Source organism: Xanthobacter sp. NM-59 (genome assembly GCF_021401125.1).
GTDB lineage: Bacteria > Pseudomonadota > Alphaproteobacteria > Rhizobiales > Xanthobacteraceae > Xanthobacter.
This window is the reverse complement of the sequence record NZ_JACBFQ010000005.1, coordinates 74,678-92,087: the sequence shown is the minus strand read 5'-3', so window position 1 is coordinate 92,087 and position 17,410 is coordinate 74,678. Positions and strand designations below refer to the sequence as shown.

The window sequence follows — 17,410 nt, the reverse complement described above, 5'->3', positions numbered from 1 at the left end:
GTATATTGCGATGCAATATTATCGACGGTGCTATTGTGACTGAATAACTTCATATGCGAATAGCGTGATATCGGGCGCGGTAGGCGGGTGGTCGCTCGCCGGTACGGCCGATGCACCATGGATGCTGCATGTGGCAAAATAAAAAAAGAGCCCTGGTTGCGGCGGCACCAGGGCTCTCAGGCAACTGGAAACAGAGTCCGTTGCCGCTTCAGTGCGGCATTCAGGCGACCGCGGAGTAGCCCGACAGGGCGATGCTGGAGTAGTCGTCCGTGGTCACCACGGCGAGGTTCACCTCGGTGGCGCTGTTGTCGCCGACGGCCTGCACGTCGACATTGAAGCCGGCGAAGTTGCCGGAGATGTCGATGCACATGTCGAAGTTCACCGACGGGTCGAAGCTGCTGTCGTAATTGGTGTCGGTGGTGAAGTTGAGGTCGACCGAGGACGTGAAGTCATAGTTGACGTCCAGGTTCCAGTTGAAGTCGGTGGCTCCATCGCCGGAGGGATCGCAGTGCCAGGGATCGTAGGACATGTTCGTCTCCATTGCGAAGATGCCGGCTATCTCGCCGACACCGAGAAAGTAGATTTTCAGTTCTCTCGGGTCAAAAGAGCAACAGGATGACTAAACCAAGGGGGTATATTGCATAGCATTCCGCTGCCGTATGGATATGGTGGTGGTATGGCGCTGGAGCGGCGATGTGCGTGGGGGTATCTCTTGCCTGTATGTGATTGTACTTGTCTCGCGGTGCGCCTGCGGAGTGCCTCGTGTGCGGCTGGGCAGGGGTGGGTGATGGTGTGCCAGGGCGCTGCCTTGAGCGACGCGGATGCCAGCTTGCGTGAACACAGGGCGCCAATTCATGGGGCGGTCATGTTTCGTCGAAGTTGTGAAAAGGGGAGATGAACCCGCCCTCCGAGGCATGTCCTTTTGGAGGGCGGCTTCGCGGAGGATCGCGCAGCGGTAGCATGCCTCGCCGGTGATGTGCATAAGGCGTAAGCTACAAAATAAGCTTATCTCCTACCGCGTTCGGCTTCGGACTGCTCCTTGGGATAGTAAAGCCTAATCCCCAATTTCCTTCGACAGTGCCTTCGCTACACTGTTTGCGGCTCTATAGCGAGAGACTGCCATGTCAACCGCATATGCTTCGACTTTCAGCCTGAATCTGTCGGTCGCACAGACCGAGACCGTGGCGGACAGCGAAACAACATCGCTCGACACGACATCTCTGTCGCTCGATGTTAATGCTGAGGCGTCGCCCTCTACCTCAGGGGAGAGCATGGCCATCACCCTAGGTGGTGATGCCATCGCCATCGGGGAGGACACTCTGGCCACCGCGCAGGTGGATGTGAGCCTCTCCGGTGATGCGGATATGCAGACAGCCTACGCTTTCGGTGAATTTACCGCCTGGGGCTCTGGCGACGCCTCCAGCTATGCCGCTGCCACGAGCTATGTCGATTTTATCGGTGATGCCGATTACACGTTTGATCTGAATTATACTGCCGTGACCACCAGCTTTGATGGCTCCTCCTCCGAGTGGTCCGCCTCAGCTCTCACGGAGGTGTTCGCCTTGGACATCGACGGCATCCCGACCGGCGAGATCGACAGCACTCCCCTAACCGCTGACACGTCGACGGACGCCGACCCGGTTGCGGATATGACGGCAGTGACGCCGGACTGCGGCTGTGGAAATGACGACGGCTGGGACATGACGGTGGACGGAAATCTGGCGCTCTTCGATGTCACGGCAACGGCGGTTGGCGACGATAGCTTTACCCAGGTCGATTTCTCCGCGTTGACCGTAGAGGACCAGCTTTCAACCGTGTCGGTGGTGGTGACGGCTGCAATCGGTTAGGTCCAGCGCCACACGTTGCGCTGTATGTTGGTGCGGCTCCGTCGCGCAGGCTGGCCACGATCTGCGCCGGCCGAGCGATCTGCGCCGTCGGCGGCATCGTGCCTCCGGTCCGGCTACGCCCTCTTGCCCACACGACACCGCCGACACGACCAGGGCGGCCGCTGCCCAATCCGATCGGGAGCGGCAGACTTCACGAAACCAGGTGGCAAAGCTCGGCGCCGATCCAGGGTGAACGCTCTGTGCCGATTGACTGCTGATCGGCTGGACCGGTGCCCTCTTGAGGATCATCCCAGCATGAAGGCGTGTGCGCCGGGGCTTTCGGGGGTGGCATTGCCGTTCTGGCGGACGTGCGCGGGTACGCGCAGCGGTCGCGTTGGGGTGGGCCGTGCGGTTCGACCCAGCCCCTTGGGCATCCGCACGATGTGCCGCTGTGCTGGGCAGGGAGGGTGCTGCGGTGGCTCGGGCTCGCCAATCCGAGCGAACCTTCGGTAGCGGACAGCGAGGCAGATGCGCCGCACGGTGGCCAGGCTGCAGTGGCATCGCGGGCATTTGTGCTGCTTGCATCTTGCTGGGCAGCGAAGCGCTGCGCGGAATCGCCACTACGAGAGGTTCGTGCGGAGGAGGGGCGGTGTCTGAAGCCGCTCAAGCGCCCGGCCGGTTGCCCGGACGAGTGGGGCCTGCCCGCCGCTTTGCGGGGGCGCTTTCCTGCTGCGTTGCTGCGTCTCAGCTACGCCAGATGGCGTGGAAAGCGCGACGCTCCGCCGGCTTTTCACCGCTCAGGCGTTTATCGATCTTCACAGGATGAGAAACTATCTGCACACCGCGAATATGGCGATGCTGATTTGATCCGCAGACATGCCTGGCGCGCCGGTGAGGATGAAACTACGAACACTTATGTTTTTGAAATTAAAGCAACTTAAGAATGTCCGCTTTGTTGCCATCTGTCGAAATGTGGACGAACCTTAAGGGTCGCGCTGCCGACCTTCGACAGTATTGACTCGGTCTTCGGTTCCATTGCTCCGGACTCCGGCTCGCAATGCGATTGGCCCTATCGGAGCGGTGTAATTGCAGCTCCACGCTACCGATTATCCATCCAGCATCTTGGACGCAAAATCGCTGGCATCATGGCGTTCGTGCAGTTGGTTGGAAGGGGAGCCGGTGATGCGGTTGACCATACGCCCCCGCCTGACGGCCGGTCGTTCAAGGATCATGTCGGCCCAGCGCTGCACGTGCCTGTAATCCTGCACCTGCAGAAAATCGGTCGCCTCATAAAGCCAGCCTTTGGCGAGGCCTCCATACCAGGGGAACGCAGCGATGTCGGCAATCGTATAATCGCTGCCCGCTAGGAACGTGGTTCCTGCAAGCCTGCGGTCGAGCACGTCGAGCTGCCGTTTGGTCTCCATGGCAAATCGATCTATGGCATATTCGATCTTGGTCGGCGCATAGGCGTAGAAGTGACCGAAGCCTCCGCCCACATAGGGGGCGCTCCCCATCTGCCAAAACAACCAGGACAAGCATTCGGCGCGCGGACCGACACCGGTCGGGAGGAAAGCGCCGAACTTCTCGGCCAGATAAAGCAGGATGGCGCCCGACTCGAACACACGGATCGGTTCCGGGGCGCTGCGGTCCAGGAGTGCCGGGATCTTGGAGTTGGGATTGATCTCGACGAACCCGCTCCCGAACTGATCACCATCGCCAATACGGATCAGCCAGGCGTCATATTCCGCAGCCTCATGGCCGAGCGCGAGCAGCTCTTCGAGCAGGATCGTGACTTTTTGACCGTTCGGTGTCGCCAATGAATAGAGTTGCAGCGGATGGCGACCAACCGGCAGTTCCTTGTCATGCGTTGGTCCCGCCGTCGGACGGTTGATGTTCGCGAATCTGCCGCCATTGGCCTTGTGCCAGGTCCAGATTTTTGGTGGCGTGTATTCTGGCGAGTCGACCATCATAAAAACCTCATTTCTTTAATATATCCGAGTGGACAGCAGTGCACGTGCCAAGGAATTGGAGGTGCTACGAAGTTGATCCGAGCTATGATAAAGGGCTTCCATAATTGCCAGTCCACGCGTGAAGGTAACGAGGATCTCCGCGGTTTCTTCCGGCGATAGCTTGAGACCGGCGCGGATCTGATCGATCGCAAGCGCCGACTGCATGATCGTTCGCAGATCGTTCAGCAACTGGCGCAGACGCGCCTGAACGAGCTCGCCGGCAGCCTCCGATTCCGCGACCATCTTGGTTGTCAGGCAGCCTCGCGGCGGATGGCCTGCGGTCATATTCGCAATCGCCACGTCAAAGAAACGGTTCAATGCAACGGCAGCCGAAGGCGCATCGATCGCAGTGCGCACGTCCGCGAGAAAGCGTTGCGCGTAGGATTCGAAAGCCAGCAAGAACAGAGCTTCCTTGCCGCCATAGGCATTATACAACGAGCCGCGCTGGACCCCGGAGGCCTCGGCAAGATCGGACATGGAGGTTGCCTGCCATCCCTTCCGCCAGAAGACGTCGAGAACAGTCGCCAGCAGCTTGGCTTCGTCGAATTGTCGAACGCCCACCATTCTTGATTCCGTCCCTTTTTTGATTCTTGACACATCTGTTAAGATTGGCAATGCTGTCAAACATAGCCGATGTTCGTGCATTGGTGAACAGTCCCGACATCAGAGCCTGTGGCGCGCAATTGCGTGCCACAGAATGGGTATGGCAGCCCTTCGTCGACAGTGCGACCGTTCCGCGCTGATACGGTGACGTGCGCGGAAGCCAGTTTCTCCTCTTCTTCACCGATGGAAGGAAAACGCGAATGGTCTCGAATAGTCGCATCCGTTACGGCTACATCAATGTCATCGCTCCGGCCGAGCACAAAGGTGTCCTGACACTTGATGCCGCTGAACGCTACACGGAGGGCTTCGCCAAGCCCGCCTTATTTCGCCAGCTTGCGCCCATCAGCGTGAAACTCTCTCAAAGGGCTTTTTTTGATCAGGTGGATCCGGAAAAAACCCTGCAATGGCGCGCCAAGACAGGAGATCACGCCGTTTCCATGCGGTCGAAGGATGGAGCTTCCGACTACAATTATGTGACGGGGCGCATCGGAACCGGGCGCGAATTTCTCGACGATATTTATGAGCGCCAGATCGACGTCTACTCACATCTCGGCAGCATTTCGTCCGGTTACAACGACCCTTATGAATGGGGGAAGGAAACATTCAACCTCGTGAAGCAGGAGATTTTCGGGAACTCCTGGTTTGGGATCAATTCCTGGGACATCACGGGGCACATGTTTCTCGGGTACAGCACGCAGGAATACGGTGAGCCGTCCAAGGGGGCGGTTGGAAGCGACTGGCATATCTTTCCGACGCTGAACGTCTTTGTGATGATCGCCGGCATCAAGAAGTGGACCACGCGCCCGCCGGAACTCGGCGACCAGTTTCGCCACTACGATCTGATGTTCGCAACCAGCAGTGGGCGGGAGGCCCCCGGAGGCGATTTCGAGGGCGACGTCGTCTATCTTGAGCCTGGCGACGTGCTGCTCAATCCGCCATTCGAATGGCACAAGGTCCTGAACGCGCGCGGGCTGAGCATTGGCGCGGCCTTCCGGGTGATCGACACAGCATATCTCGATCGGCTCAAGGGGCGCTCGAGCCTCGATATCAGCAAGGTCGAGCGGGAAGGCAGGAACGCGTCGGATATCGAGGAACTGGCGCACTTTCTGACCAGCATCAACTATGCCTCTCGACACCTCAACCGTGCGCAGATGATTCTCAACGACATCGAATATGCCTATCTACGCAAACGCGGAGGCAGTGACGTCATCCAGATCGGTCACCAGTGACCTTGCCTCACGCCGAAGCGATGATCCGACGATGTCTCACAGCGCATCTCCTTCAAAAGCCCGCTTGAACGGCATCCTCTGCGGCCTCGCTTCGGCGTGTATCTGGGGCGCCTTTCCTGTCGTGACCCGCCTTGGGCTGACCCATACGCCGCTGGATGGCTACGATATCACTTTCATCCGGTATGCGGTCTCAGGGGTGGTGCTCCTGCCCTACCTAATGCGCGCAGGCCTCAGGGGACTCAGTTGGAAGGCCATCGCGTTGATGGTGGCCGGCATCGGTGCGCCATATATGCTGGTGGTCTCGTTTGGCCTCTCGCATGCGCCGGTCGAGCAATTCGCCGTCGTCACCCCGGCCAGCATGATTGTGTTTTCGACGCTCATCAGTGTATGGGCGCTGGGCATGCGCTTCGCAGCTCAAGCTTTGGCGGGCATAGCCATAATCATCCTTGGTGTCGCGCTCGCAGGGTATCAGGGTCTGACGTCACCCCACGCGTCGTCGCTGGCTTTCTTTATATTTCTCGCAGGTGGACTGCTTTGGGCCGTCTATACGGTCTCATCTAAGGTATATTCGACTTCAGCGTTGCATGGAACGGCCGTTGTGTCTGTGTTCTCAATGCTGCTCTACTCACCATTTTACCTTGCGCTCAACGGTGCGCGGCTTTTGGACATCCCAGTGATGGACCTTGTCGTCCAAGCCGTTTACCAGGGCTTGTTGGTGTCGGTCGCTGCATTATTCTTCTACAGCAGCGCCGTGCAGATGCTCGGCGCCGCGATCGGTGCCACCTTCGCGGCGTTGGTGCCGGGATCGGCGATCGTTCTGGCGGCGCTGATGCTTGGGGAACCCCCGAACATGGTGGCGATAGCAGGGCTGCTCATCGTAACCACGGGCATGGCCATGGCGCTGTGGCAACGGCACCCGGCACATCGTGCCTCCACACCTGCCACGGATCCGAAAGGCGTAATTCGATGATCGCGTGCGATCCGCCTGTCCGTGGCGATTGGAGACAGCGACGCAGTGATGGGGCGTCCGTCGTCAGGAGGATAGTCCATGCATGAAGCCAGATTGACCCTTTACGAGCTGGCTGGCGCCGACCTCGAATTGCGGTTCAGCCCCCATTGCTGGAAGACCCGAATGGCACTCGCGCACAAAGGTCTCGTGGCACGATGCCTGCCTTGGCACTTCACGGAGAAGTCGCGCATTGCGTTCACCGGCCTGGAGACGGTTCCCGTTCTTGAGGATCGCAACACGGCGATCGGCGACTCCTGGCAGATCGCCCAGCACTTGGAACAGAGTTATCCCGATCGTCCATCATTGTTCGGCCCAGCGGCCGCGCTTCCTTTGACTGCTTTCGTCAACCAATGGGTCGACGCGACGCTGCTGCCGGCAATGGCTCGTATCCTGCTGCTGGACATCCATCGTCTCCTGATCCCGGAAGATCAGACCTATTTTCGAGCGTCGCGCGAGGCACGCTTCGGCGCGACCCTCGAGGACATCGTCGCGCCGGTGGCGGACAATCTCCATCACTTGCGGCAGTCGCTGGCGCCGCTGCGTCGCCAGCTTCGTTCGCAGCCGTACCTTGCTGGCGCGACGCCGGCTTACGCGGACTATTGCGTCTTCGGCTTGTTCATGTGGGCTCGCTGCACCAGCAGCCGGGAGGTGCTGACAGCCGATGACCCCATCGACGCATGGCGCAATCGGCTCCTTGATGCCTTCGGCGGGATGGCTCGTTCGGCGACACGACCGTTTCTTCCATGCGTCGGAGGTGACGATGGCAGATGATCCACAGCTTGCAGACTATCCGGTGCAGTCTTCAGACAAGATTCGATTTGCCGACACCGACCGGCAAGGGCACGTCAACAATGCGGTGTTTGCGACTTTCCTCGAGACCGGACGCGTCGAGATCCTCTATGACTCCCGCACTCCCCTGTCCGTCGAGGGCGGCGAGTTCGTGATCGCGCGGCTGGAACTGGATTTCCGGGCTGAGCTGAAGTGGCCCGGCCATGTAGCGATCGGCACGCGCATTGCCTCGATCGGCCGCAGTTCGATGAAGCTCTCGCAGGTTCTGTTCCAGGAGGGCCGGTGTGCGGCTCTGGCCGAAACCGTGATCGTGCTCATCGACAGGCGCAGCCGGCGCCCGCGGCCTCTGCCACCTGGAGAAGCTGCGAGACTTAGGACGCTGACCGGGGCCACGGTGGAGCCATAGCGGAGGGCATGATGTCAGCACTTCAGGAAGGCGTTATCAGCGCCCCGTTCTTGCAGATCGCGCTGATCATCCTAGCCTGCCACATGTCTGGCACGGCGTTTCTGCGATGCGGGCAACCTCGCGTCATCGGGGAAATCGCCGCCGGCATCCTGCTGGGTCCCTTCCTGATGCTTATGATCGGCGAACAGCTTCACGCTCTCGTCTTTCCCGTTGGTGCGCAGGGCAGCCTTGGTGTGCTGGGCGAAATGGGGTTGGTCCTCCTGCTGTTTCAGGTTGGCCTGCGGTTCGAGGCGGCACATATGAACATGCGCGGCGAGGGCAGGACCGTGATCGCCGTGGCGATCGCTGGCGTCGTGCTCTCCTTCGGCCTTGGGGCTGGCGTTGGGGTTCTGTCCCATACTGCGATCGCACCCGGACAACCCAAAGCCGCCTATGTCCTGTTTTGTGGCGTGGCGCTCTCTATTACCGCGCTGCCGGTCTTGGCCCGGATCATTGCAGACCTCGATCTGGAAGGCACGGCAGCAGGGCGCCTCGGCATCGCCGCGGCCGCGGTCACAGACATCATCGGCTGGCTCATGCTCGCCACCATCGCCGCATGGGCGGCGGCCGGCAGCTCGCCCGAATGGGCTGCGGGTCGCCTCACCGGCGCGCTGGTCATCCTGGGGCTGGTGGCATGGGGTGCTCGCAAGTTTATGAGGCGGCTGCACAATGAAATAGGGCCGGACGATGGGGCCACATCGTCAAGCGCAGTCGCGGCTGTCATGCTGTCGTTCGCGCTGTTGTTCGGCTGGCTCACGAGCCAGGCGGGCTTGCATGGGGCGCTGGGCGGCCTGCTCGCCGGCGTCGTGCTGCGGGAACAGCGGCACCATTGGCAATCGCAGATGGAGGGGTTCGTCAATCTTGCTCTGGTGCCACTGTACTTCGCGTCCGCCGGCCTGAAGATGGAAGCGGGCGATCTCGCGCCACTTGATGTATGGCCATGGTTCGTTGCATTTCTCACCGCGGCCATCGTGGGCAAGGCGGGTGGAGGCTATCTTGCCGCACGCTGGTCGGGACTGCCCTCTGAAACAGCTGGATCCGTCGCGATCCTGATGAATGCGAGAGGGCTGGTGGAGATCATTGTGCTTTCTGTTGGCTTGGACCTGGGCCTGATTTCGCCGACGGCATTTTTCGTACTACTTCTGGTCGCGATCACGACGACCCTGATGACGACTCCACTTTTGAAGCTGTTCAACCGAAGAAAGTTCCAGGCAGCTTCGTTGGGTGAGCAGACGCCATGATGCCGAACGACTGCTTGGAAGTTCGCGGTGCGCGACGAGCTCTGACCACATAGGCAGAGATCGACGTGGAGGAGGCGATCTGGCGCATCGACGGCACCCGTACCAAGGTGCGCCGACCGCATGACGTGCCGCTGTCGCAGCAAGCGCTCGATGTGTTGCGCGAGGTGAAGGAGGTCGCTCGCATGAGCACGCTCGTGTTCCCCTCCATCCGCTCCAATGCCCGCCCCCTGTCGGAGAACGCCATGAACGCGGCGCTGCGGCGCATGGGTTTTACTCAGGATGAGATGACCGCACATGGCTTCCGGGCAGCTGCAAGCTCGATACTGAACGAACGGGGTTTCCGACCCGACGTGATCGAGGCCGCGCTCGGTGATCAGGATCAGAATGAAATCCGACGTGCGTACAACCGGGCGAGCTATTGGCCGGAGCGGATCGAGTTGATGCAGGCGTGGGCAGATTGCATTGATCGTTTGAAGCGAATGTCGTGAGGAAAGGTATCGCTTATGCGCTGGATGGGGCGCGGCGGCCTCACCGGCCATCGCTGCGCACTTCCTCCGGCAGCCACGCCGTGGGGTTGGCGACCCAGCGATCGAGGTCGGATTCCTTCCATCCGGCGCCGTTGGTGCTGATTTTCAGTTGGGCCGGAAACGTGCCCTCGGCGATCTTGCGGTAGATGGTGGGGCGGGACAGCCCGGTCCGGGCAAGGACGGTCTTCAGGCGGACGATACGGTCTGGTGCGGGCATGGCTGCGCTGCCTGTCGCCGGTTGTTTCTGACGGCCCCCGCTCCAGACAGAGCAAGCCGCCACGAGCCCGCAAGAGTATTTTTCGTATCGTCGTACCAGGGGGTACAGGCTGCGGAAAATAGGACCGCTCTACAACCCGATCCCCCGTCCTCGACCCCGGCCGAGGCCATGATTGAAGGCGAGGTCCTCGCCGAGGCCGCGGCCCGATTCGATCCCGATGCCGAGGTCTTTCCTGCGGCCCGCGAGGATGGATTCCATCTGCGGATCGCGTTCGAGGCTCGTCGCCATGTCCCCCATGGCCGACCGTGTGGCCTTGTAGCCGGACATGTCGCCTGTCTCGTATTGGCGTTGGCTGGTCCGGCCGAGGTCCCGCCAGCGCGCCACGAATCGGTCGGCACGGCGCTGCGGATCGGTGCGGATTTCGGTTTCGAGCTGGAGGGCGCGGATGGCGCGGGCGGGGCCGCCGGAAGCGGCTTCCCGGGCGAGTTCCGGGTTCTTCTCGTAGGCGGCTTCCGCATCGCGCGAGCCATGGGGCCGCACCTCCTCGAAGGCCTTGCGGGCGTCCTGCAAAGCCTTCACCTGCTCCGAATTCGCCTTGCCGCCCCGCTCCTGCACCGCGAAGATCGCATCCACGGCGCGGGCATGGCGGATGAGCGCCCTGGTGCGGGCGCGGCGCAGCACCGCTTCCGGGTCTTCCGCCACCGTCCTGTCCGGCAGGACCTTGCGCACGATCTCGACCACACACTCGCGGAAGGTGATCCCGCGCCGCTCGGCATAGTCCTGCACCGGATCAAGCTGCTCGTAGTCCGAGGCCATGTCCTTGGCCCGGTCGCGCGACAGGGTGCGGGCAAGCCGGTCCCGGTCGGCGAAGTCGTCGCGGCCGTAATGCAGGTCCAGACGCGAGCGGTGGCGCGACAGGGCGACATAGCTGCCATGGGCGTCGAGGCCCGGCGTCGCCAGGACCTGGGTGCGATCCACGGTCATGCCCTGCGCTTTGTGGATGGTGGCGGCATAGCCGTGGTCGATGCGATTGTAGTCCTTGAGGTCGAAGCCAACGGAACGGTCATCGTCGGTGCGCACGGACATGGATTGGTCGCTGACCCGCTCGATCGTCCCGAGGGTGCCGTTCTTCACGCCAAGCCCGCGCTCGTTTTGCAGGAACATGACGCGATCCCCGCTGGCGAAGTTGCGTTCGCCACGCTCGACTGTCACACGCACATCCTCGCCAAGGTCGCTGGCTTCCCGCATCCGTTCGCGGGCCGCCTCGTTGAGTTCCCGTACCTCCGCATTGGTGTGGGTGAGGATGATGCGGCTCTTGTTGGGCGACGCCTGCCGGTCGTGGTCCCAGCGGTCGATCAGATCGTCGCGCGCCTGTTCCCGTGTCGCCGCGGCGTGGACCATGCCGTGACTGTCATAGGCACGGATCGCATCTTCGATTCGGCCGGTTGCCAGATCGCGCGTGGCGTCACGCTGCCAGTCCTCCCGCTGGCGGCGGACCTCACCGATCTCCGCCCCGCCGTGGCGCTCATGGATAGAGCGGAACGCCGCGCCCGCCTCGATGGATTGCAATTGCTGCGGATCGCCGACCAGCACCACCTTGGCGCCGGCCTCGGCGGCATGGGTCAGCACCCGCTCCAACTGGCGGGTGCCGACCATGCCCGCCTCGTCGATCACCAGAACATCGCGGGACGTGAGCATGTCACGCCCCTGTCCCCAACCGTGTTCCAGGCTGGCAAGGGTGTGCGAGGCGATGCCCGATCCGCTTTCCAGATTCTCGGCGGCGATACCGGACAGCGCCACGCCCCGGACCTCATAACCCGCCGCTTCCCAGGCTTCGCGCGCCACGCCCAGCATGGCGCTCTTTCCCGTCCCGGCATAGCCGACCACGACGGCGAGATCGCGCCCATCCGTGACATGCGCCAGCGCCTCGGCCTGCTCGCCGGACAGGACCAGGCCGCGCGCTTCCGCGCGCGCCAGCGCCGCTTCGCGGCCCGCATCACGCACGCCATGGTGTTCCTTCTCGGCCATGACTTGGGCAGCGCGGTGCAGGCGCTGTTCGGCCTCGATCATGTCGCGGGTGGTGAAGCGATCCTCGCCGCGTCCGTCCTTGCCGAGTTCGACCAGCTCGGGCGCGTTGCGCATCGCGCCCATGACCGCGTTGAACTGGTCGATCCCGTCGCTGTGCCGATGCGCGAACATCGCCATATCGCGGCGCGTGAAGGTGGATTGCTGGTGCGTGATGGCATCCAGCGCCACCGAAGGATCGGCGATGATGCGGGCGCCATTGTTGCGGGTGATCTCGCGGTGCATCTCGGCACGGTCGGCGGCGTCTAACCCTTCGCCCTCGATCCGCTGCGCGGGCGCACCGATCTGGCTTTGCGGCTCCAGCGCGATGCCCTGCGCTTCCAGTCTGCGATGGTCGATCCGTGCGTCGATGTCGAGTTCGGCCAGCCGCTCGTTGGCCAGCTCGGCCCAGCGTTCGCGCCACCGCTCGACCATCTGGGTAACGTTCCAGTCCCGCACCTTCGGGCCGAAGCCATCTTCGTCCACGGATCGCATGGTCAGCATGACATGGGCATGGGGCTTGGGCGTCCCGTCCTCGGCCCTGTCCCAATGCACATTGAGGTCGGCGATCATGCCTCGATCGACAAATTCGGATTGCGCGAAGTCGCGGGCCAGCTCAATGCCCTGGGCCTCACTCATCTCGCGCGGAAGGGCGAACTCCACCTCTCGGGCAAGCTGGGCGTCCTTCCTCACCTCGAACGCCTCCACATCGTTCCAGAGCCGTTCGCGGTCGGACCATGCCACGGGCGCGTTCTCTGGCAACATGACCTCGGAATGGACGACGCCGCGCTTGGCGGAAAAGTCCTGCACGCGGTCGATGCGCTCGTCGCGCAGCCGCGAGGCCGAGCGGTAGGCGGCGGAGGCCACCGCGCTGGAGCCGGCCTTGCGGCCGATGACCTTGACGTGAAGATGATAGATCGCCATCGCGATCCGAACATCACCACGGCGAAGCGCACGTCGGAACGACGTATAAGCGCGCCCTCGAAACGAATTTCTCGGGACGGGCCGCCGCGTCTCACGCTGTCCCGGCAACATAGAAGCATTCCGCAACGCGCTCAATTAACCTCATCGCATCGGCAGCAGGCGAAGACGATGGGAACGACACATGCGCAAACCACGCGACTACGATTCCGAACTGAAAGCGCTGGAAGACAAGGCGCGGGAACTGAAAACGCGGAAGGTGCAGCAACTCGGCGATCTGGTGATTGCTACCGGGGCCGATGCGCTCACCCCCGACGAGCTGGCGGGGGCGCTGGTCGCCATTGCCGAAACGAAAGAGGCCGGAAGGCGGGAGGCGTGGGCGAAGCGCGGGGCCGCGTGGTTTCGGAGCAAGTCGCGACGATCTGCGCGCGGCGATGACGGCGGCAACGGCGGCGCTCCAGCGCAATCGGGCGGCGCGCAACCGGCATCAGGCGCAACGGGCGCGGCATGACATGAAGGTGTGGCAGGTCGAACGCCGCAAGCGCGCGAAACATCTGATTGAACTTGGCGGTCTCGTCGTCAAATCCGGCGTCGTGGACCTGACCGGCGACGACCGTGCCACCATCTACGGCGCGCTACTCTGGATGGCCGAAAAGCTCCGAAGCGAGCGAGGGGAACAGGCGCACGGCGTCTGGGCAAAACTGGGGAAGATGGCGTTCGAGAATAGCCGAGCATCAGTACCGCCAAACTCCCCCCTTCGACGTGCGTTGTGGTCAGGGGAAGAAGACACGCTCTGAGAATGTGTTTGAGAAGGGGACGATCGCGTTGCCATCGGCGCAGGAGGGCGACGGCGCCATGTCGCTGCGCTCGCGGTCCCATGACGCGGGTGTGGTAGACGCGGTCCCAGACGCTTTCGCGCTGCCAGCGGCGCAAAGAGTAAAAGATAGACCATCTGCCACGGTGGCAGATCATGGGGTAGCAGCCGTCACGCCATGCGGCCTACGGGAATTAGAGGATGGCATGCACCAGTTCGCGCAACGTCGCCTTCCTCGGCCACTCGCCCGAGCATGCTTCCCGGATCATGGGGGCGATCAGACCCCATTGTCCGTCTGTCAGGTCAGTGTCGTAGCGGTGGCGTGCGGGCAGCTTCGTCCCGGGCATAGGACGTTGGCTCGTCCCATGATTCCGACGCCCTATAAATCGCGAAAAACCTCCCCTGAGAGTCCTTCTCAATCGCCCTCTTAATGGGTGCAATTGGAGCGCGCTTTCAGCTTGACTCTACAACCGATAGCTAACACCGTTATATAGCCCAATCACGGGTAGTGGGAGATTTTGGACATGGCGCTTGCATCAGTTGCTCCCGAAACCGAATATACTGTGATCGTCGCAGAAGACGACCAGCAGCAGTTGCTCTGCATCTCCAAAGGGTTCGAATATATTCCCGAAAGCAAGAAGCATATCTATGGCCAGAGTACCCGACCTCCGCTTGAGGACTTGTTCCTGACGGAGCTGGATTTCTTTCGCGAGAAATTCCCTCGGCATGATATCTTCACGCTCGGGTCGAGCTGCGTATTCGGCGAAAGGTTCGTCAATTACCTGACCATCTGCGAGTTTACCATCGCCGACGAAGCTGCGTTCGAACGTCTGAAGCATGCGCTTTGGGAGTCGGATCAGGCGATCCGGAAGAAATTTCACGCTCTGTGGAAATGGGATATCGGTGCCGCGGAGGGCCTCAATATCGCGTTCATGGTCGGCTTCCTGGATCTGGCCTATTTCATGCAGCATCGGGCCGCGTTTCGTGGGGCGGCGCACAAGAACTATATGGGGAGCTTTACCACTCCAGACACGATCATCTCGTCCAGCGACTACAAGGTGCTGCATAACGGCGAGATCGTTCCTTTCGACATTCAAAAGCTCGACGATGCCGACCGGCACGTCGCCATGAACTACGAGAACATTCGTTTCGAGACCCGACCTAAGGCCGGCTGAGGTATACGAGATCGGATGCCGCGATCGTCCAAATATTTCGATCGCGGCATCCTCTTAAATATCCGTTATAGATCGTACTTTTTTAACAATCGATGATACAAAATTTGATTTCTGATTCGTGTAAGCGGCCCATGTAGGCCTACTTACTGTAATGGATGACTTCAGAGCTTCATATTCCGCAGCCACATCGTGGTGAGTTGCCAGGTAGTCGCGAAATATTATTCTGTCAGTCCACTGTCGCCCTTGATATTCAAGGACATGTACAACAACTTTTCGATAGATATTATTGGGCCAGCAAAGCCATGCGTGTGTTGGTGTATCACCTTCTGAGATATATCCATTCTGGACGAGCAAGCGGCTTGCTGGCGTTATTGCAAGCGGTGATACTCCAATCATTATGTCGACCACATCCTTCGCATATATAAAGCCAAGTGAAGTGCTTCCAATATGCTCTATTTTTGCATCTGGAAGTATCGTGCTAAGCACAGTTGCATGATGTGCAAACCGCTCTTGCCATTCGTGATGTGTTGGCGCTATTAGCGTGACGCTATCCATGGAGGGCTATTGCTGATTTCGGACAATGAGTGGTACTAAGCATCATAGCCTGAATTTGAGGCGATGTCCTCACTATCATTTTTGAATCTGACATCATGGATGTTCATCCGCAAGCGGTTTGCGCTCTACTACCGAGAGATTGCAGCCCCTCCCTGGAGGGAGGGCGGCCGAAAGCCGCGTCATCGAGGCGTTGATTACGCCGGCGCACCGTCGCAACGGAGATGATGTAGACATGTTCCCCGACCAGCGCCCCGACGATGTGGATGGGGTCAAGGCATAGACCTTGGCCACCTGTCTGACCTGGTGCATCAGCTTGTGGTCGCGCGCGAGAAGCGCGACGATTTTCTCGCACTTTTCCTCGTAGGTGACGTGAGCCCCTAAAGCTCCTCCAGATTTAGGTAGAGTCCGTCGCTCACGGAGACGGACGATGCGAGCCTCACGGTTCACTGAGGAGCAGATCATTGGGATGCTGAAGGAGCAGGAGGCGGGCGCGAAGACGGCGGACGTCTGCCGCAAGCACGGCATCTCCTCGGCGACCTTCTACAAGTTCAAGGCAAAGTGCGGCGGCATGGACGTGTCGGACGCCCGCCGGCTGAAGGCACTTGAGGAGGAGAACGCACGGCTGAAGAAGCTTTTGGCCGAGCAGATGCTGGATAACGCCATCCTGAAGGATGTGGCTTCAAAAAAATGGTGACGCCCGATGCGAGGCGCAAAGCCGTGGCCCACGCCTGTGCCGAGCACGGGGTGAGCCAGCGTCGGGCGTGTCAGGCGCTGGGCGTCGATCGCACCAGCGTGCGCTACCGAAGTGTGCGTCCCGACGATGCACGCCTACGGGAGGCCATGAGAGCCGTGGCCGGCGAGCGCCGCCGCTTCGGCTATCGGCGGATCCACGTCATGCTGAGGCGCCAGGGCATCGTCATGAACCACAAGAAGCTGCGCCGGCTCTACCGGGAGGAGAAGCTCCAGGTGCGCCGGCGCGGAGGGCGCAAGCGGGCGCTCGGCACGCGCCGGCCCATGGGGGTGCCAGATCGGATCAATGTCCGCTGGAGCCTTGATTTCGTGTCGGATGCCTTCACGGATGGACGGCGCTTCCGGGTGCTGGCCGTGGTCGACGACTTCAGTCGGGAATGCCTGGCGCTGGTGGCCGACACCTCGCTGTCCGGCCTTCGGGTGACGCGCGAGCTGGATGCGCTCATGGCCATCCGGGGCAAGCCCTCGGCCATCGTCTCGGACAACGGCACCGAGCTGACCTCCATGGCGGTGCTCAAATGGTGCCAGCAAATGGGCGTCGAATGGCACTATATCGCCCCGGGCAAGCCCATGCAGAACGGGTTCGTGGAGAGCTTTAACGGCCGGTTCCGGGACGAGTGTTTGAATGAAACCCTGTTCTCGAACCTGGCGCAGGCGCGCGCCACCATCAGCTCATGGAAGGAGGACTACAATCTGAACCGACCCCATTCGGCGCTCGGCCACCGATCCCCCGCCGAGTTCGCCGCAACAATCGCACTGGAAACCGTGGCCGCTTGAGGCCACAAATCAAACTGCGGACTCTCCCCTGAACCGGAGGAGAAAAGGGGCTCACGTCAATCGAACGCCTCTGGCGGTCGCTGAAATACGAGTGCATCTACCTCGATGCCTTCGAAACCGGTTCCGAGGCTCGGGCCGGGATTGGCAGGTGGGTCACCGACGACAATCGCACGAGGCCCCACTCGGCTCTCGGCGGCAGAACGCCGGAGGAGGTCCATACGGCCCGCGACGGCATCAACATAGCAGCGTAACGCACACCAGAACTACGCCCGGCAAAGCCACCAAACTGTCCGCCAAATGGGGACCACCTCAGAGAGGGATCAGCGTGTGCCGGCAACACGACGAACCTTACGCACCGGCGTCCGGCTCGCATTATTCTTCAAGGTATTCTCCGTCTCGAGGGCCTCACGCGCAGCGCGCAGCCTTGCGCTCTTCTCGCGAACCGCCTCAAAGTCGTTT

The 17,410-nt window shown here is 61.2% G+C and carries 17 protein-coding genes and 1 pseudogene; 12 read left to right on the top strand and 6 right to left on the bottom strand.

The window, feature by feature from the left end; genetic code table 11:
• Positions 1 to 220: 220 nt before the first annotated feature.
• Positions 221 to 529 carry a hypothetical protein gene (locus L0966_RS11310; RefSeq protein WP_234052007.1) on the bottom strand — a complete coding sequence of 103 codons (309 nt, stop codon included), beginning with the start codon at positions 527 to 529 and terminating at the stop codon, positions 221 to 223.
• A gap of 592 nt (positions 530 to 1,121) precedes the next feature.
• On the opposite strand from L0966_RS11310, the gene L0966_RS11305 reads away from it, so the two are divergent.
• Positions 1,122 to 1,847, top strand: a complete 726-nt coding sequence (locus tag L0966_RS11305; protein ID WP_234052006.1) for a hypothetical protein — start codon at positions 1,122 to 1,124, stop codon at positions 1,845 to 1,847.
• A gap of 1,085 nt (positions 1,848 to 2,932) precedes the next feature.
• Here the strand turns inward: L0966_RS11305 and yghU are convergent.
• On the bottom strand, positions 2,933 to 3,793 hold the full coding sequence (gene yghU / locus L0966_RS11300; protein ID WP_234052212.1) for a glutathione-dependent disulfide-bond oxidoreductase: 861 nt from the start codon (positions 3,791 to 3,793) through the stop codon (positions 2,933 to 2,935).
• An 18-nt stretch (positions 3,794 to 3,811) separates the two neighbouring features.
• Complete coding sequence (locus tag L0966_RS11295; RefSeq protein WP_234052005.1) at positions 3,812 to 4,399, bottom strand: TetR/AcrR family transcriptional regulator; 588 nt, start codon at positions 4,397 to 4,399, stop codon at positions 3,812 to 3,814.
• A gap of 239 nt (positions 4,400 to 4,638) precedes the next feature.
• On the opposite strand from L0966_RS11295, the gene L0966_RS11290 reads away from it, so the two are divergent.
• From L0966_RS11290 to L0966_RS11265, 6 genes are all read left to right on the top strand, one after another.
• The gene (locus tag L0966_RS11290; RefSeq protein ID WP_234052004.1) at positions 4,639 to 5,667 is read left to right on the top strand and encodes a hypothetical protein; all 1,029 of its coding nucleotides are present in this window, start codon (positions 4,639 to 4,641) and stop codon (positions 5,665 to 5,667) included.
• 64 nt (positions 5,668 to 5,731) lie between these two features.
• Entirely contained in the window at positions 5,732 to 6,637 is a 906-nt protein-coding gene (locus L0966_RS11285) for a DMT family transporter (RefSeq protein WP_234052003.1), read from the top strand.
• Positions 6,638 to 6,715: 78 nt separating this feature from the next.
• Positions 6,716 to 7,447, top strand: a complete 732-nt coding sequence (locus L0966_RS11280) for a glutathione S-transferase family protein (RefSeq protein WP_234052002.1) — start codon at positions 6,716 to 6,718, stop codon at positions 7,445 to 7,447.
• Positions 7,437 to 7,871, top strand: coding sequence for an acyl-CoA thioesterase (locus L0966_RS11275; protein ID WP_234052001.1), 435 nt, complete (start codon positions 7,437 to 7,439; stop codon positions 7,869 to 7,871). The genes L0966_RS11280 and L0966_RS11275 overlap by 11 nt, the downstream gene beginning before the upstream one ends.
• A gap of 8 nt (positions 7,872 to 7,879) precedes the next feature.
• Entirely contained in the window at positions 7,880 to 9,151 is a 1,272-nt protein-coding gene (locus tag L0966_RS11270; RefSeq protein WP_234052000.1) for a cation:proton antiporter, read from the top strand.
• A gap of 65 nt (positions 9,152 to 9,216) precedes the next feature.
• Positions 9,217 to 9,639 carry a site-specific integrase gene (locus tag L0966_RS11265; protein ID WP_234051999.1) on the top strand — a complete coding sequence of 141 codons (423 nt, stop codon included), beginning with the start codon at positions 9,217 to 9,219 and terminating at the stop codon, positions 9,637 to 9,639.
• A 40-nt stretch (positions 9,640 to 9,679) separates the two neighbouring features.
• Here the strand turns inward: L0966_RS11265 and L0966_RS11260 are convergent, their stop codons facing one another.
• Together L0966_RS11260 and traA are read right to left on the bottom strand one after the other, a co-directional pair.
• A complete protein-coding gene (locus tag L0966_RS11260) occupies positions 9,680 to 9,895 on the bottom strand; it encodes an AlpA family transcriptional regulator (protein ID WP_234051998.1) in 216 nt (71 codons plus the stop codon).
• A gap of 129 nt (positions 9,896 to 10,024) precedes the next feature.
• Entirely contained in the window at positions 10,025 to 12,883 is a 2,859-nt protein-coding gene (gene traA / locus L0966_RS11255; protein ID WP_234051997.1) for a Ti-type conjugative transfer relaxase TraA, read from the bottom strand.
• Positions 12,884 to 13,064: 181 nt separating this feature from the next.
• Here traA and L0966_RS11250 point away from each other — a divergent pair, with 181 nt between their 5' ends.
• From L0966_RS11250 to L0966_RS11240, 3 genes are all read left to right on the top strand, one after another.
• Positions 13,065 to 13,391: a conjugal transfer protein TraD gene (locus L0966_RS11250; protein WP_234051996.1), complete on the top strand. Its 327-nt coding sequence runs from the start codon at positions 13,065 to 13,067 to the stop codon at positions 13,389 to 13,391.
• Position 13,392: 1 nt separating this feature from the next.
• Positions 13,393 to 13,677: a conjugal transfer protein TraD gene (locus tag L0966_RS11245; RefSeq protein ID WP_234051995.1), complete on the top strand. Its 285-nt coding sequence runs from the start codon at positions 13,393 to 13,395 to the stop codon at positions 13,675 to 13,677.
• Between the two features lie 541 nt (positions 13,678 to 14,218).
• Positions 14,219 to 14,869, top strand: a complete 651-nt coding sequence (locus tag L0966_RS11240; RefSeq protein ID WP_234051994.1) for a hypothetical protein — start codon at positions 14,219 to 14,221, stop codon at positions 14,867 to 14,869.
• A gap of 54 nt (positions 14,870 to 14,923) precedes the next feature.
• Here L0966_RS11240 and L0966_RS11235 read toward each other — a convergent pair whose 3' ends face one another.
• Positions 14,924 to 15,424 (bottom strand): GrpB family protein, encoded by a 501-nt coding sequence (locus L0966_RS11235; RefSeq protein WP_234051993.1) that lies wholly within the window; start codon positions 15,422 to 15,424, stop codon positions 14,924 to 14,926.
• Between the two features lie 427 nt (positions 15,425 to 15,851).
• Between L0966_RS11235 and L0966_RS11230 the strand changes: the two genes are divergently transcribed.
• Together L0966_RS11230 and L0966_RS11225 are read left to right on the top strand one after the other, a co-directional pair.
• Positions 15,852 to 16,951 (top strand): IS3 family transposase gene (locus tag L0966_RS11230; protein ID WP_234051992.1). Its coding sequence is split into 2 segments (ribosomal slippage): positions 15,852 to 16,104 and positions 16,104 to 16,951, totalling 1,101 coding nucleotides; the frame shifts between segments, so codons are not numbered across the junction.
• Between the two features lie 59 nt (positions 16,952 to 17,010).
• Positions 17,011 to 17,202, top strand: a pseudogene (locus L0966_RS11225) (integrase core domain-containing protein); the annotation flags it as partial.
• Between the last annotated feature and the right edge of the window lie 208 nt (positions 17,203 to 17,410).

Excerpts from the sequence above, each read along its gene's own strand:
- L0966_RS11310 (WP_234052007.1), bottom strand. The coding sequence starts at position 529 with ATGTCCTACGATCCCTGGCACTGCGATCCCTCCGGCGATGGAGCCACC.
- L0966_RS11305 (WP_234052006.1), top strand. The coding sequence starts at position 1,122 with ATGTCAACCGCATATGCTTCGACTTTCAGCCTGAATCTGTCGGTCGCA.
- yghU (WP_234052212.1), bottom strand. The coding sequence starts at position 3,793 with ATGGTCGACTCGCCAGAATACACGCCACCAAAAATCTGGACCTGGCAC.
- L0966_RS11295 (WP_234052005.1), bottom strand. The coding sequence starts at position 4,399 with ATGGTGGGCGTTCGACAATTCGACGAAGCCAAGCTGCTGGCGACTGTT.
- L0966_RS11290 (WP_234052004.1), top strand. The coding sequence starts at position 4,639 with ATGGTCTCGAATAGTCGCATCCGTTACGGCTACATCAATGTCATCGCT.
- L0966_RS11280 (WP_234052002.1), top strand. The coding sequence starts at position 6,716 with ATGCATGAAGCCAGATTGACCCTTTACGAGCTGGCTGGCGCCGACCTC.
- L0966_RS11275 (WP_234052001.1), top strand. The coding sequence starts at position 7,437 with ATGGCAGATGATCCACAGCTTGCAGACTATCCGGTGCAGTCTTCAGAC.
- L0966_RS11270 (WP_234052000.1), top strand. The coding sequence starts at position 7,880 with ATGATGTCAGCACTTCAGGAAGGCGTTATCAGCGCCCCGTTCTTGCAG.
- L0966_RS11260 (WP_234051998.1), bottom strand. The coding sequence starts at position 9,895 with ATGCCCGCACCAGACCGTATCGTCCGCCTGAAGACCGTCCTTGCCCGG.
- traA (WP_234051997.1), bottom strand. The coding sequence starts at position 12,883 with ATGGCGATCTATCATCTTCACGTCAAGGTCATCGGCCGCAAGGCCGGC.
- L0966_RS11250 (WP_234051996.1), top strand. The coding sequence starts at position 13,065 with ATGCGCAAACCACGCGACTACGATTCCGAACTGAAAGCGCTGGAAGAC.
- L0966_RS11245 (WP_234051995.1), top strand. The coding sequence starts at position 13,393 with ATGAAGGTGTGGCAGGTCGAACGCCGCAAGCGCGCGAAACATCTGATT.
- L0966_RS11240 (WP_234051994.1), top strand. The coding sequence starts at position 14,219 with ATGGCGCTTGCATCAGTTGCTCCCGAAACCGAATATACTGTGATCGTC.
- L0966_RS11235 (WP_234051993.1), bottom strand. The coding sequence starts at position 15,424 with ATGGATAGCGTCACGCTAATAGCGCCAACACATCACGAATGGCAAGAG.